We start from the raw sequence: 13,276 nt of genomic DNA, 5'->3' as shown, positions 1-13,276 counted from the left end.
TAGTGCTTGAAGCCTGCGCAGTACCGCTCCCACAAGATCTCTTTAGTGCTTGAAGCCTGCGCAGTACCGCTCCCACAAGGTCTCTTTAGTGCTTGAAGCCTGCACAGTACCTGTGGGAGCGGGTTTACCCGCGAAGAAACCAACACCGATTCAGAACTGCGAACCCACCACTTCCTGCGCCACGCCCAGGAATGCTGCCGGCAAGCGGGCCTGGCGCCGCTCCTTCAGGCAATACAGATACTCATGCATCACCGGCGCATTCTCCAACGCCAGCACCCGCAGCTCCGGATTGTGCGGCACCTCGTGGCGGGCAATCACGCTGATGCCGATATTTCGCAGCACCGCCTCGCGGATCGACTCACGGCTGCCGATCTCCAGCAACGCCCCCGCCTTGACCCCGGCATCCAGCATCATCTGCTCGGTCAACATGCGCGTGGTCGAGCCCTTCTCGCGCATCAGCAGGCAATGCCCTGCCACCACTTCGATAGACACCGCCTGCCGATGCGCCAGCGGATGATTGCGGTGCACCGCCACCACCAGCGGGTCGCTGCCGAGCACCCGGCGCACCAACCGTGCATCCTCCACCAACTGCGACGACGCGGCGATATCCACCCGGTAGTCTTCGAGCATCTCCAGCACCTGCTGGGAGTTGCCGATTTCCACCATCACCTCGACCTGGGGCAGGCGCTCGCGGAAGATCTTCACCAGGTCGAGGATGTAATACGGCGCAGTAGCGGCAATGCGCAAGCTGCCCTGGGCCTGGCCGCAGTTACGCAACTCGAACTCGATGTCAGCCTCCTGCTGCAACAGCGCCTTGACCATCGGCAGCAGGCGCACGCCCTCCTCGCTCAGCACCAGGCGCCGGCCACCGCGGTAGAACAGCGCCACGGCATAGTGGCTTTCGAGGTTGCGGATCTGCGTGGTCACCGTGGGCTGGCTGAGCCCGAGCTTCTTCGCCGCCAGGGTGATGCTGCCCAGGCGGGCCACCATGTAGAAGGCTTTGAGCTCGGCACTCAGCATTGCAGGACCTCATTTGCGCAGCAGGCGCAGACCGTTGAACACCACCAGCAGGCTCACGCCCATGTCAGCGAAAACCGCCATCCACAGGGTGGCCATGCCGGCAAAGGTGATTGCCAGGAATATCGCCTTGATACCTAGCGCCAGAACGATGTTCTGCGTCAGGATCGCCGCACTTTGGCGCGACAGCCTGACGAACGCCGGGATCTTGCGCAAGTCATCATCCATCAACGCCACATCGGCGGTCTCGATCGCCGTGTCGGTACCGGCCGCTGCCATGGCGAAGCCGATTTCGGCACGGGCCAGGGCTGGCGCGTCGTTGATGCCATCACCAACCATGCCGACCCGGTGCCCTTCGGCATACAGCTGCTCGATGCTGCGCAGCTTGTCGGCCGGCAGCAGGTTGCCCTCGGCGCGGTCGATGCCCACCTGCGCGGCGATGGCCTGGGCGGTGTGAGGATTGTCGCCGGTCAACATGACGGTCTTGATGCCCAGCGCGTGCAGCTCGGCGATTGCCTGGCGGCTGCTGTCCTTGACCGTGTCGGCCACGGCGAACAGTGCCAACGGCCCGGAACGGTCGAGCAGCAGGACCACGGTCTTGCCCTGGCGCTCCAGTGCATCCAGCTGTGCTTCCAGCTCTGCCGAACACAGGCCCAGCTCCTCGACTAGCCGGTGGTTGCCCAGGTGGTAGGTTTCGCCGTCGATTTCACCACGCACGCCGCGACCTGCAAGGGCCGCGAATTCACTGACCTCGCTCAGCGGCAGGTTCTGCGCCTTGGCAAACTGGGCGATGGCACTCGATACTGGGTGATCTGAACGGTCAGCCAGGCTCGCCGCCAACGCCTGGGCGCGGTCTTCGAACAGGGGGTCGAGCACTTTGGTGTCGGTTTGCACCGGTTTACCGTGGGTGATGGTGCCGGTCTTGTCCAGGGCCAGGACGTCCAGCTTGCGCCCGCCTTCCAGGTATACCCCGCCCTTGATCAGGATGCCCTTGCGTGCCGCAGCCGCCAAACCGCTGACGATGGTCACCGGGGTAGAGATGACCAGCGCACATGGGCAGGCCACCACCAGCAGCACCAGCGCTCGATACACCCAGTCGAACCAGGCCCCGGCCATGAACAACGGCGCAATCACTGCCACCGCCAGGGCCACGGCGAACACCACTGGGGTGTAGATGCGAGAAAACTGGTCGACGAAGCGCTGGGTAGGCGCACGCGCCCCCTGTGCTTCTTCGACGGCCTTGATGATGCGCGCCAGGGTCGACTGCCCGGCGGCCGCCGTTACCCGGTACTCCAAGGCACCGGCCTGGTTGATGGTACCGGCGAACAGCTTGTCCCCCGCTGCCTTTTCCACGGGCAGGCTTTCGCCGGTGATCGGCGCCTGATCGACGCTGGACTGCCCGCTGACCACTTCGCCATCCAGGCCGATGCGTTCACCCGGGCGCACCCGTACCACGGTACCGATAGCCACCGCGCGCACCTCTACCTCACGCCACTGGCCATCGGCCTGCTGCACCGTTGCCATGTCCGGGGCCAGTTGCATCAGCCCGCCAATGGCATTGCGCGCACGGTCCAGCGAGCGCGCCTCGATCAGTTCGGCGACGGTGAACAGCACCATGACCATGGCCGCTTCCGGCCACTGGCCAATCAGCACGGCGCCGGTCACGGCAATGCTCATCAGCGCATTGATGTTGAGGTTGCGGTTCTTCAGGGCGATCCAGCCCTTCTTGTAGGTGCCCAGGCCGCAACCGATGATTGCCACCAGTGCGAGCGCGGCAACCAGCCACTGCGGCGCGAGGTTGGCGAAGTGCACGACTTCGGCGGCGATCGCGGCAATACCCGACAAGGCCAGCGGCAACCAGCGGGTCTTGTGCGGCTGGGCTGCAGTGGCGCTGCCATCGTCCTCGGCGGCCAGCGGTTCGGCCTTCATGCCCAGGCTGTCGATGGCGCGCTCGATTTCACCCGTGTCGCTCAAGGTGTGGCGCACGCCAAGCACGCGGTTGATCAGGTTGAATTCCAGCTGCTCGATGCCCGCCAGCTTGCCCAGCTTGTCCTGGATCAGGGTCTGCTCGGTAGGGCAATCCATGGCGTCGATGCGAAAACGGCTGAGACGGGCGTGGCTGCTGGCTTTCTCGCTCAGTTGCACCAACGCGGGCGCGGCGCTGGAACCACAGCAGCTGTGACCGTGGGCATGGGCTTCATCGCCATGGGCATGGTCGTGTGAATGCTTGTGTTCGTGGCTGACAGGCTGGTTCATGGGGTCATCCTTAAATTGAGCCTGTTGCCAAGTGAACACCCTGTAGCCACTATAGGGTCAAGCCAATTGCTGGAGATTTCGTCATGAAAATCGGAGAACTGGCCAAAGCCACCGATTGCGCCGTGGAAACCATCCGCTATTACGAGCGTGAACAACTGCTGCCGGAGCCTGCGCGCACCGAGGGCAATTACCGGCAATACACCCAGGCCCACGTCGAACGGCTGACCTTCATCCGCAACTGCCGAACGCTGGACATGACCCTGGACGAAATCCGCAGCCTCCTGCGCCTGCGCGACAGCCCCGACGACTCGTGCGGGAGCGTCAATGCGCTGATCGATGAGCATATCGAGCATGTTCAGGCGCGGATCGATGGTTTGGTGGCGTTGCAGGAGCAGCTGGTGGAGCTGCGTCGACGCTGCAATGCGCAGGGGGCGGAGTGCGCGATCTTGCAGCAACTGGAGACGAATGGGGCGGTATCGGTGCCGGATACCGAACATTCGCATGTGGGCCGAAGCCACGGACATTGAGCCAAAAGCTTCGCGGGTAAACCCGCTCCCAACAGGTACTGCACAGGCCTGCCGCTTGTGCGATCCCTGTGGGAGCGGGTTTAGCCGCGAATAGGCCTCTTCAGGCGATAGAGACCTGTCAGACCGCCATCGGCGCCGTCATTGGCGCATGGTGCTCATACCCTTCCAGGCTGAAATCGCTCGGCTCGATCTTTTCCAGCCACTCCGGCTCGTACTTGCCGGTCTTGGCAAACTCAGGCACACGATCACTGATCACCAGCTTCGGCGCTTGCAGTGGCTCGCGCTTGAGCTGCTCGTTGAGCATGTCCAGATGGTTTTCATACACATGGGCATCGCCAATGAAATAGGTGAACCAGCGCGGGGTGTAACCAGTCAGGCGGCCGAACAGCGACAGCAGCGCCGCGCCCTCGGTGAGGTTGAACGGCGTGCCCAGGCCCAGGTCGTTGGAGCGGATGTAGAGGGTCAGGGAAATTTCCTTGGTCTCGACATTCGGGTGGAACTGGTACAGCAGGTGGCACGGCGGCAGGGCCATTTCATCGAGCTGGGCGCAGTTCCAGCCGTGGAACAGGATGCGCCGGCTGCCCGGGTCGTTGGCGATGGTGTCCAGGCACTGGCGCACCTGGTCGATGGCCTTGTACAGGATGACGAACGCTACGCCGTCCTCTTCGTCCTGGGCAATACGGCGGAAGCCCGCCTGCTCGGCCATTTCGATGGCCGCCGGGTTGCTCAGCGGGATGCGCTTGTAACCCGGCCACTGCCGCCATTGCACGCCGTAGATTTCGCCAAGGTCGTCATGGCCCTGACGAAACGGGTTGGCCAGCCACTGGGCGTTCTCGTTGGCGTTCTGGTCCCAGACCTTGCAGCCCAGCTCGCGGAATTCACCGGCGTTCTTCACGCCACGCAGGAAACCGACCATCTCGCCGATCGCCGACTTGAACGCCAACTTGCGCGTGGTGATGGCCGGGAAGCCCTTCTGCAGGTCGAAACGCAGCATGGCGCCCGGCAGGCTGATGGTGCGGATGCCGGTGCGGTTGCTCTGCAGCGTGCCGTTCTCGATGACGTCGCGGACCAGGTCCAGATACTGTTTCATGGCTTACCTGTAACAAAAACGGCAGGGGGATCACCCCTGCCGTGGGAATAATCAGGCGGGTTTCGCCGTGGGTTTGCGATTATAAGCCCACCAGATCAGGCCAAGGCCAGCCAGGATCATCGGCACGCAGAGAATCTGACCCATGGTCAGCCAGCCCCAGGCGATGTAACCGAGCTGCGCATCCGGTACACGGACGAATTCCACGATGAAGCGGAAGATGCCGTAGAACAGCGCAAACATGCCGGAAACCGCCATGGTTGGCCGCGGCTTGCGCGAGAACAGCCAGAGGATGGCGAACAGCGCCACGCCTTCCAAGGCGAACTGGTACAGCTGCGACGGGTGGCGCGGCAGTTGGGCCGGGTCGCTGAACGGCGGGAAGATCATCGCCCACGGCACGTCGGTGGGCTTGCCCCACAGCTCGGCGTTGATGAAGTTGCCGATACGCCCGGCGCCCAGGCCGATCGGCACCAGTGGCGCAACGAAGTCCATCAGTTCGAAGAACGACTTGTTGTTGCGCTTGCCGAACCACAGCGCAGCCAGCATCACACCGATGAAGCCACCGTGGAACGACATGCCGCCCTTCCACACCTCGAAGATCAGGGTCGGGTTGGCCAGGTAGGCGTGCAGGTCGTAGAACAGCACGTAACCCAGGCGCCCACCGACAATCACACCCATCGACAGCCAGAACACCAGGTCGGAGAGTTTCTCGCGGGTCCAGGTTGGGTCGAAGCGGTTGAGCCGGCGCGAGGCCAGCAGCCAGGCGCCGCCGATGCCAACCAGGTACATCAGCCCGTACCAGTGGATTTTCAGTGGCCCGAGGGCTACGGCCACGGGGTCTATCTGCGGGTAAGGCAGCATGGAACTTCCTCTCGATTCAAATCAGAAAGCTGAGGCCGACGCAGAACAGCAAGGCTGCGAACAGGCGTTTCAACAGGCGTGGCGACAGCTTGTGCGCCAGGCGCGCGCCGAAGCGCGCGAAAAACATGCTGGTCACGGCAATGCCGACCAGCGCCGGCAGGTAGACGAAACCCAGGCTGTGAGGCGGCAGGTGTTCCTGGTGCCAGCCCAGCAACATGAAGCTCAGAGCACTGGCCAGGGCAATCGGCAAGCCGCAGGCCGATGAGGTGGCCACTGCCTTTTGCATGGGCAGGCCGCGCCAGGTCAGGAATGGCACGGTCAGCGAACCGCCGCCGATGCCGAAGATTGCCGAAGCCCAGCCGATCACCCCGCCGGCGCCGACCACTACCGGTTTGCCAGGGAGACCATGGCTGGCCTTGGGCTTGAGGTCCAGGGCCATCTGCGCGGCAATGATCAGGGCAAACACGCCGATGATCTTCTGCAAGTGCGGGCCCTGGATCAGTGAAGCAGTCTTGGCGCCGATACCTGCGCCAAGGAGGATACCGAGGGTCATCCAGGCGAATATCGGCCACTGCACCGCGCCCTTGCGATGGTGCTCGAGCACGGCATTGATCGAGGTGAAGACGATGGTCGCCAGTGAGGTACCGACTGCCAGGTGAGTCAGCACGGACGCGTCGAAGCCTTGCAGGGTGAAGCTGAACACCAGCACCGGCACAATGATGATGCCACCGCCCACGCCGAACAGCCCGGCCAGCACACCGGCACAGGCGCCCAACAGCAGATAAAGCACGAATTCCATTCGTCTTCCCCGAGAAAACAATCCGGCATGGTAACGGAAGCCGGGCTCGTGGCTCTAGTGAACTCTCTGACAGGATGGATCGACACCCGTGCAGTGGGTACAGTGGGCAAAAACACAGAGGCCCAATCTATGTGCCTGATCGTATTCGCCTGGCGGCCAGGGCATGCCCTGCCGCTAATCGTCGCGGCCAACCGTGACGAATTCTATGCCCGGCCGACTCAGGCCCTGGGAGCCTGGGAGGATGCGCCCGGGGTGCATGCCGGGCGCGACCTTGAGGCCGGTGGCACCTGGCTGGGCATCGGCCCGCAGGGGCGCTTCGCGGCGCTGACCAACATTCGCGATCCCGGGCAGGTGCTGGGGCCGCGCTCGCGGGGCGAGTTGGTGGCGGCGTATCTGCAGGGTGAACTGGGGGTGGAGGCCTACCTCGATCAGGTAGCCAGCCGCAGCGGGCAGTATTCAGGGTTCAACCTGCTGGTAGGTGATGCCTATCAGTTGGGCTACCTGCATGCCCGGGACGTGGCGCCACGCTTGCTGGAGGCAGGTGTGTACGGGCTTTCCAATGCTGGGCTGGATACGCCGTGGCCGAAGCTGGTGAAAGCACGGACAGGGTTGCAGGGGCTGCTGGACACGGCCGACCCGCAGCGATTACTGGCGTTACTGGCGGATAACGAACCGGCAGCAGACGGTGAGTTACCGGAGACCGGCGTAGGGGTGGCGACCGAGAAGTTGCTGTCGAGCGTATTCATAGCCAGCCAGAACTATGGCACTCGGGCGAGTACCGTGCTGATCGTGGACGATCAGGGCAGAAGGCGGTTGGTTGAGCGCAGTTTCGGGCCCTTTGGTGGGCATCTGGGGGAGGTCGAGGTGTTGGTTTGAGGGCCATGGGCTGCTTCGCAACCCTTTCGCGACACAAGGCCGCTCCTACAGAGATACACGATCCCCTGTAGGAGCGGCCTTGTGTCGCGAAAGGGCCGCAAAGCGGCCCCAAAAACTCAAAGCGTTTTGTTCGCCCCTGGCCCGATCATCCGCGCCAGCCCAAGGTTCTTTAGGGCCAGTTGCAGCGAGCTGTGGATAACCTGCGGGTTGTCATGGCTCAAGGCTTCGACCAGCAACTCCTTGGCCTTGCTCATGTTCACCTGGCGCAGCATCCACTTCACCTTAGGCAAGTTGGTGGCGTTCATCGACAGGCTGTCGAAGCCCATGGCCATCAACAGGATTGCCGCCGCCGGGTCACCGGCCATCTCACCACAGATACTCACTGGCTTGCCTTCGCCATGGGCATCACGCACCACGGTATTGAGCGCCTGCAGCACTGCCGGATGCAGATAATCGTAAAGGTCCGCCACCCGCGGGTTGTTGCGGTCCACCGCCAGCAGATACTGGGTCAGGTCGTTGGAGCCGACCGAGAGGAAGTCCACCTGCCGCGCCAGCTCCTTGGTCTGGTACACCGCCGCAGGGATTTCCACCATCACGCCCACCGGCGGCATCGGCACGTCGGTGCCTTCGTCGCGCACCTCGCCCCAGGCACGGTGGATCAGGTGCAGTGCTTCTTCCAGCTCGTGGATGCCGGAAATCATCGGCAGCAGAATGCGCAGGTTGTTCAGGCCCTCGCTGGCCTTGAGCATCGCACGGGTCTGCACCAGGAAGATCTCCGGGTGGTCGAGGGTGACGCGGATGCCGCGCCAGCCGAGGAACGGGTTTTCTTCCTTGATCGGGAAGTACGACAGCGCCTTGTCACCCCCGATGTCGAGGGTGCGCATGGTCACCGGCAGGGGGTGGAAGGCCGCCAGCTGCTCGCGGTAGATCGCCAGCTGCTCCTTCTCGCTGGGGAAGCGCTGATTGATCATGAACGGCACTTCAGTGCGGTACAGGCCAACCCCTTCGGCGCCGCGCTGCTGGGCACGGGCCACATCGGCGAGCAGGCCGGTGTTGACCCACAGCGGCATGCGGTGGCCGTCGGGGGTGACGCACGGCAGTTCGCGCAGGGCGTCGAGGCCCTGGGCCAGCTGGCGTTCTTCCTCGACCACTTCGCTGTACTGCTTGCGCAGCACGTCACTGGGGTTGGTGAATACCTCGCCCTTGTAGCCGTCGACGATCATCTCGATGCCATCGACCTTGGAATACGGCAGGTCGACCAGGCCCATCACCGTCGGAATGCCCATGGCACGGGCAAGGATGGCAACGTGGGAGTTGCCCGACCCCAGCACCGAGACCAGGCCAACCAGCTTGCCTTCCGGCACTTCACCCAGCATTGCCGGGGTCAGCTCTTCACTGACCAGGATCGTGTTGTCGGCATACACCAGCGACTGCGAGCGGGCTTCCTGCAGGTAGGCCAGCAGGCGCCGGCCAAGGTCCTTCACATCCGAGGCGCGCTCGCGCAGGTAGTCGTCGTCCATCAGCTCGAAGCGGTTGACGTGCTCGCCAACCACCTGGCGCAAGGCGCCCTGGGCCCATTGGCCGGTCTTGATGACTTCGAACACTTCACCGCCGAGGGCGGCATCCTCGAGCATCATCAGGTACACGTCGAACAGCGCGCGCTCTTCCGGGCGAAGCTGGGTCGCCAGCTTGGCCGACAGCTTGCGCATGTCTTCACGCACGCCTTCGAGGGCGTTGTGGAACAGTTTGAGCTCGGCGTCGATGTCATCGACGGTCTTGTCCGGCACCACTTCAAGGTCGGCCGGCGGCAGCATGACCACGGCACGCCCGACAGCGGCGCCCGGCGAGCCCGGCACGCCGACAAAGCGCGCCTCCTGAATGCCTTTGCCCTGGCGGCCCAGGCCGCGGATAGAGCCGGTGGCTTCGGCGTGGGCGATAACGCCGGCAAGCTGGGCGCTCATGGTGACGAGGAAGGCTTCTTCGCCTTCATCGAACTGGCGGCGCTCCTTCTGCTGGATGACCAGCACACCCACCACGCGGCGGTGGTGGATGATCGGCGCACCGAGGAAAGAGGCGAATTTCTCTTCGCCGGTTTCGGCAAAGTAGCGATAACGCGGGTGATCGGCGGCGTTTTCCAGGTTCAGTGGCTCTTCCCGGGTACCGACCAGGCCGACCAGGCCCTCGTTGGGGGCCATGCTGACCTTGCCGATGGAGCGCTTGTTCAGACCCTCGGTGGCCATCAGCACGAAGCGGTTGGTTTCCGGGTCGAGCAGGTACACTGAGCAGACTTGGCTGCCCATGGCCTCCTTGACGCGCAAGACAATGATCCCCAACGCCGTCTTGAGATCTTTGGCGGAGTTCACTTCCTGGACGATCTTGCGCAGCGTATTGAGCATGGCTCGGGGTCGAACTCCGTCGTCAGTCGCGCGTCAGCAGACGCGGTGCAAGCTCTTTCAGGGCGCGGCGGTAAACTTCACGCTTGAATGTCACCACCTGGCCCAGCGGGTACCAATAGCTGACCCAGCGCCAGCCGTCGAATTCCGGCTTGCCAGTCAGGTCCATCCGCACCCGTTGTTCATTGCTCACCAGGCGCAGTAAAAACCACTTTTGCTTCTGGCCGATGCACAGCGGTTGGCTGTGGGTGCGGACCAGCCGCTGGGGTAAACGATAACGCAACCAGCCGCGGGTGCAGGCAAGAATTTCCACATCGTCGCGTTCAAGGCCAACTTCTTCGTTCAGCTCGCGGTACAGGGCATCTTCCGGCGTCTCGTCAGGGTTGATGCCACCCTGCGGGAATTGCCAGGCATCCTGGTTGATCCGTCGAGCCCATAGCACCTGCCCGGCATCATTCGTGAGAATGATCCCAACATTGGGGCGAAAACCATCCGGGTCGATCACGGCAGCAACCTCGCAAACGCATGTCACCGCATTGTTCCACAAAGCTTGCGAGCGCAGCAACGCGCCCGCCACGCTTATGTGCAGTGCGGTGAAAACTCCGTATTCTGCGGGCTACCCGATGGCTGACACGAGTAACCGCGATGCGCCTGGCTTTATTCGACCTGGACAATACCCTCCTCGGTGGCGACAGCGACCACGCCTGGGGTGACTACCTGTGCGAGCGGGGCATTCTCGACCCTATCGCATACAAGGAACGCAACGACGACTTCTACCAGGACTACCTGAACGGCACCCTGGACCTGCAGGCCTACCTGGCCTTTTCCATGGAAATCCTGGCCGCCACCGAACCGGCCCAGCTCGACGAATGGCACCGCGACTTCATGCGCGACTGCATCGAGCCGATCATCCTGCCCAAGGCCCTGGCATTGCTGCAGCAGCACCGCGAGGCCGGCGACCAGTTGGTGATCATCACGGCCACCAACCGCTTCGTCACCGCGCCCATCGCCCGGCGCCTGGGTGTGCGCGTGCTGCTGGCAACCGAATGCGAGACGCACGACGGCCGCTATACCGGGCGTAGTACCGATATAGCGTGTTTCCGTGAAGGCAAGGTGACGCGGCTGGAGCGCTGGATGCTGGAGAACGGGTTCGACCTGGAAGACAGCTATTTCTATAGCGACTCGATGAATGACCTGCCGTTGCTGGAGCGCGTGACGCATGCGGTGGCAGTGGACCCGGACCCGAACTTGCGGGCCGAGGCCGAGAAACGTGGCTGGCCGGTGATTTCTCTTAGGGATTGAGCATTCCTGTTCCGGCCTCTTCGCGGGTAAACCCGCCCCCACAGGAACATCACTGCCCTTCAGAGCACCGCAGTACCTGTGGGAGCGGTTTCACCCGCGAAGAGGCCGGCATTAGCAAAGCAGGGCTGTCAGACTGGCTTGGCACCCATGAGCCCGGCAATGGACAGGAAGCACACCCCGCTGAACACTGCCAGCGCCAAGGTAAACCGCAGCCCCACCACTTCAGCCTTGCGCAGCCGGTTCAGCCGCACCAGCAACCACCAGCCGGCAAACGCACCCAGCGTATAGATGACGCTGGACGCCAGCACCCAGGTCTGCCCCAGCGGCCATCCCACAAGGTGCACCAGCCACCAGCCGGTGAACGGCATGCTCACCAGGCACACCCCCATCACCAGCCAGACGAACACCAACGGCCGACGCAGCAACTTGGCATAGGCCTCGGCATCGCCCTGGCGACGGGCGCGCACGGTCCAGATCGCCAGGCCCAGGGCGCCCAGCAGCAACAGCGCGGTGGCGATGATGTGAAGGGTCTTGAGGGTGGTCAGGTGTTCCATTTCCCAATTGTCCTTGCGCAGGCCATTTTCCGTTAGCCTCTTCGCAGGCAAGCCCGCGAAAAGGCCATCAGCCCTAGCTTAGCCGCTCAACCCAGGAACAGCTTGTACGCGGGGTTATCGGTCTCGTCCCAGTACGGGTAACCGATCTTGGCCAGCGCCGCCGGCACCAGGTGACGCTCGTCCTCCGGCACCTGCAGGCCGGCGACCACGCGCCCGTCAGCCGCGCCGTGGTTGCGGTAGTGAAACATCGAGATGTTCCAGCGCCCGCCCAGCTTGGTGAGAAAGTTGAACAACGCCCCTGGCCGCTCGGGGAACTCGAAGCGCAGCACGATCTCGTCGCTGGCACCTGCCGAGTGGCCACCGACCATGTGGCGGATGTGCAGCTTGGCCAGTTCGTTGTCGGTCAGGTCGGTTACCGGGAAGCCCTGATCGATCAGGTTCTGCACCAGCGCCGCCCGTGGGTCGTTTTCCGGGTGGGTTTGCACGCCGACGAAAATATGCGCCTCGTCGGAGGTGTGCTTGCGGTAGTTGAATTCGGTGATCTGGCGCTTGCCGATGGCCTCGCAAAAGGCCTTGAAGCTGCCCGGGCGCTCGGGGATGGTCACGGCAATGATGGCTTCGCGCTTCTCGCCCAGCTCAGCGCGCTCGGCCACATGGCGCAGTCGGTCGAAGTTGACGTTGGCGCCCGAATCGATGGCGACCAAGGTCTGCCCGGTCACGCCCTTGAGTTCGACATACTTCTTGATGCCTGCAACTCCCAGCGCGCCAGCAGGTTCGGTGATCGAGCGGGTATCGTCGTAGATATCCTTGATTGCCGCACAGATTTCGTCGGTGCTGACAGTCACTACCTCATCCACATGGAGGCGGCAGATGTCGAAGGTGTGCTGGCCGATCTGTGCCACTGCCACACCATCGGCGAACAGCCCGACCTGCGGCAGCACCACGCGCTCGCCAGCCGCCATCGCGGCCTGCAGGCAGTTGGAGTCGTCCGGCTCGACGCCGATCACCTTGATTTCCGGGCGCAGGTATTTCACATAGGCCGCAATACCCGCAATCAGGCCACCGCCGCCCACCGGGACGAATATCGCGTCCAGCTGCCCCGGGTGCTGACGGAGGATTTCCATCGCCACGGTGCCTTGGCCAGCAATGGTGTGCGGGTCGTCATACGGGTGGATGTAGACGAAGCCTTTTTCCTCGACCAGTTTCAGCGAGTAGGCCAGGGCTTCGGGGAACGAGTCGCCATGCAGCACTACCTTGCCGCCGCGCGAACGCACGCCTTCGACCTTGATCTCCGGGGTGGTCTTGGGCATCACGATGGTGGCCTTGATGCCCAGCTCTCGGGCCGCCAGGGCGACGCCCTGGGCGTGGTTGCCGGCCGAGGCGGTGACCACGCCGCGGGCCAGCTCTTCCTGGGTCAGTTGCGCCAGCTTGTTGTACGCCCCACGGATCTTGAACGAGAACACCGGCTGCAGGTCTTCGCGCTTGAGCAGGATCTGGTTGCCCAGGCGCTTGCTCAGCTGCCCGGCGCTGTGCAACGGGGTTTCGACAGCGACGTCGTAGACGCGCGAGGTGAGGATCTTCTTGACGTACTGTTCGAGCATCGG

At 63.4% G+C, this 13,276-nt stretch carries 12 protein-coding genes; 3 read left to right on the top strand and 9 right to left on the bottom strand.

All coding sequences use genetic code 11. From position 1 onward, the window contains the following. Positions 1-150: 150 nt before the first annotated feature. Both H040_RS15390 and H040_RS15385 read right to left on the bottom strand, forming a co-directional pair. Complete coding sequence (locus H040_RS15390; RefSeq protein ID WP_027920941.1) at positions 151-1,020, bottom strand: LysR family transcriptional regulator; 870 nt, start codon at positions 1,018-1,020, stop codon at positions 151-153. Between the two features lie 9 nt (positions 1,021-1,029). Further along, positions 1,030-3,273, bottom strand: coding sequence for a heavy metal translocating P-type ATPase (locus tag H040_RS15385; RefSeq protein WP_027920940.1), 2,244 nt, complete (start codon positions 3,271-3,273; stop codon positions 1,030-1,032). 83 nt (positions 3,274-3,356) lie between these two features. Between H040_RS15385 and cadR the strand changes: the two genes are divergently transcribed. Then, positions 3,357-3,800 (top strand): cadmium resistance transcriptional regulator CadR, encoded by a 444-nt coding sequence (gene cadR / locus H040_RS15380; RefSeq protein WP_027920939.1) that lies wholly within the window; start codon positions 3,357-3,359, stop codon positions 3,798-3,800. 118 nt (positions 3,801-3,918) lie between these two features. On the opposite strand, the gene H040_RS15375 is transcribed toward cadR, so the two are convergent. From H040_RS15375 to H040_RS15365, 3 genes are read right to left on the bottom strand one after another with little or no spacing between them, the layout of a single operon-like run. Next, the gene (locus H040_RS15375) at positions 3,919-4,890 is read right to left on the bottom strand and encodes a thymidylate synthase (RefSeq protein WP_027920938.1); all 972 of its coding nucleotides are present in this window, start codon (positions 4,888-4,890) and stop codon (positions 3,919-3,921) included. A 51-nt stretch (positions 4,891-4,941) separates the two neighbouring features. Next, on the bottom strand, positions 4,942-5,748 hold the full coding sequence (gene lgt, locus H040_RS15370) for a prolipoprotein diacylglyceryl transferase (protein WP_027920937.1): 807 nt from the start codon (positions 5,746-5,748) through the stop codon (positions 4,942-4,944). A gap of 16 nt (positions 5,749-5,764) precedes the next feature. After that, a complete protein-coding gene (locus tag H040_RS15365) occupies positions 5,765-6,547 on the bottom strand; it encodes a sulfite exporter TauE/SafE family protein (RefSeq protein ID WP_027920936.1) in 783 nt (260 codons plus the stop codon). A gap of 129 nt (positions 6,548-6,676) precedes the next feature. Between H040_RS15365 and H040_RS15360 the strand changes: the two genes are divergently transcribed. Next, positions 6,677-7,423, top strand: coding sequence for an NRDE family protein (locus tag H040_RS15360; protein ID WP_027920935.1), 747 nt, complete (start codon positions 6,677-6,679; stop codon positions 7,421-7,423). Between the two features lie 116 nt (positions 7,424-7,539). On the opposite strand, the gene ptsP is transcribed toward H040_RS15360, so the two are convergent. Further along, positions 7,540-9,819, bottom strand: coding sequence for a phosphoenolpyruvate--protein phosphotransferase (gene ptsP, locus H040_RS15350; RefSeq protein WP_027920934.1), 2,280 nt, complete (start codon positions 9,817-9,819; stop codon positions 7,540-7,542). Between the two features lie 22 nt (positions 9,820-9,841). Then, complete coding sequence (locus H040_RS15345) at positions 9,842-10,321, bottom strand: RNA pyrophosphohydrolase (protein ID WP_003249017.1); 480 nt, start codon at positions 10,319-10,321, stop codon at positions 9,842-9,844. A gap of 140 nt (positions 10,322-10,461) precedes the next feature. Here H040_RS15345 and H040_RS15340 point away from each other — a divergent pair, with 140 nt between their 5' ends. Beyond that, positions 10,462-11,118, top strand: a complete 657-nt coding sequence (locus H040_RS15340; RefSeq protein ID WP_027920933.1) for an HAD family hydrolase — start codon at positions 10,462-10,464, stop codon at positions 11,116-11,118. A 128-nt stretch (positions 11,119-11,246) separates the two neighbouring features. Here H040_RS15340 and H040_RS15335 read toward each other — a convergent pair whose 3' ends face one another. Both H040_RS15335 and ilvA read right to left on the bottom strand, forming a co-directional pair. Beyond that, positions 11,247-11,672, bottom strand: a complete 426-nt coding sequence (locus H040_RS15335) for a DUF2269 domain-containing protein (protein WP_027920932.1) — start codon at positions 11,670-11,672, stop codon at positions 11,247-11,249. Positions 11,673-11,758: 86 nt separating this feature from the next. Beyond that, on the bottom strand, positions 11,759-13,273 hold the full coding sequence (ilvA, locus tag H040_RS15330; protein ID WP_027920931.1) for a threonine ammonia-lyase, biosynthetic: 1,515 nt from the start codon (positions 13,271-13,273) through the stop codon (positions 11,759-11,761). Positions 13,274-13,276 lie beyond the last annotated feature (3 nt).

It is taken from the genome of Pseudomonas sp. URMO17WK12:I7, assembly GCF_003269045.1.
Lineage (GTDB): Bacteria > Pseudomonadota > Gammaproteobacteria > Pseudomonadales > Pseudomonadaceae > Aquipseudomonas > Aquipseudomonas putida_J.
The sequence above is the reverse complement of the archived record's forward strand: the minus strand, read 5'-3'. Positions and strand labels throughout refer to the sequence as shown.

What these genes read in the sequence shown, in the direction of transcription:
- H040_RS15390 (WP_027920941.1), bottom strand. Translation starts at nt 1,020, where the DNA reads ATGCTGAGTGCCGAGCTCAAAGCCTTCTACATGGTGGCCCGCCTGGGC.
- H040_RS15385 (WP_027920940.1), bottom strand. Translation starts at nt 3,273, where the DNA reads ATGAACCAGCCTGTCAGCCACGAACACAAGCATTCACACGACCATGCC.
- cadR (WP_027920939.1), top strand. Translation starts at nt 3,357, where the DNA reads ATGAAAATCGGAGAACTGGCCAAAGCCACCGATTGCGCCGTGGAAACC.
- H040_RS15375 (WP_027920938.1), bottom strand. Translation starts at nt 4,890, where the DNA reads ATGAAACAGTATCTGGACCTGGTCCGCGACGTCATCGAGAACGGCACG.
- lgt (WP_027920937.1), bottom strand. Translation starts at nt 5,748, where the DNA reads ATGCTGCCTTACCCGCAGATAGACCCCGTGGCCGTAGCCCTCGGGCCA.
- H040_RS15365 (WP_027920936.1), bottom strand. Translation starts at nt 6,547, where the DNA reads ATGGAATTCGTGCTTTATCTGCTGTTGGGCGCCTGTGCCGGTGTGCTG.
- H040_RS15360 (WP_027920935.1), top strand. Translation starts at nt 6,677, where the DNA reads ATGTGCCTGATCGTATTCGCCTGGCGGCCAGGGCATGCCCTGCCGCTA.
- ptsP (WP_027920934.1), bottom strand. Translation starts at nt 9,819, where the DNA reads ATGCTCAATACGCTGCGCAAGATCGTCCAGGAAGTGAACTCCGCCAAA.
- H040_RS15340 (WP_027920933.1), top strand. Translation starts at nt 10,462, where the DNA reads ATGCGCCTGGCTTTATTCGACCTGGACAATACCCTCCTCGGTGGCGAC.
- H040_RS15335 (WP_027920932.1), bottom strand. Translation starts at nt 11,672, where the DNA reads ATGGAACACCTGACCACCCTCAAGACCCTTCACATCATCGCCACCGCG.
- ilvA (WP_027920931.1), bottom strand. Translation starts at nt 13,273, where the DNA reads ATGCTCGAACAGTACGTCAAGAAGATCCTCACCTCGCGCGTCTACGAC.